At 54.8% G+C, this 458-nt stretch carries 1 rRNA gene; it reads left to right on the forward strand.

Going from position 1 to position 458, the window contains the following annotated elements:
* A 16S ribosomal RNA gene (locus tag H6A61_RS15420) occupies nucleotides 1–458 on the forward strand; the annotation flags it as partial.

Here is a 458-nt window from a genome sequence, read left to right on the forward strand (position 1 = left end):
GGCAGCAGTGGGGAATATTGCACAATGGGCGCAAGCCTGATGCAGCCATGCCGCGTGTATGAAGAAGGCCTTCGGGTTGTAAAGTACTTTCAGCGGGGAGGAAGGGAGTAAAGTTAATACCTTTGCTCATTGACGTTACCCGCAGAAGAAGCACCGGCTAACTCCGTGCCAGCAGCCGCGGTAATACGGAGGGTGCAAGCGTTAATCGGAATTACTGGGCGTAAAGCGCACGCAGGCGGTTTGTTAAGTCAGATGTGAAATCCCCGGGCTCAACCTGGGAACTGCATCTGATACTGGCAAGCTTGAGTCTCGTAGAGGGGGGTAGAATTCCAGGTGTAGCGGTGAAATGCGTAGAGATCTGGAGGAATACCGGTGGCGAAGGCGGCCCCCTGGACGAAGACTGACGCTCAGGTGCGAAAGCGTGGGGAGCAAACAGGATTAGATACCCGTGTAGTCAC

Origin of the sequence: Bacteroides caecigallinarum (genome assembly GCF_016901995.1) — a bacterium.
Classification (GTDB): Bacteria; Bacteroidota; Bacteroidia; order Bacteroidales; family Bacteroidaceae; genus Phocaeicola; species Phocaeicola cellulolyticus.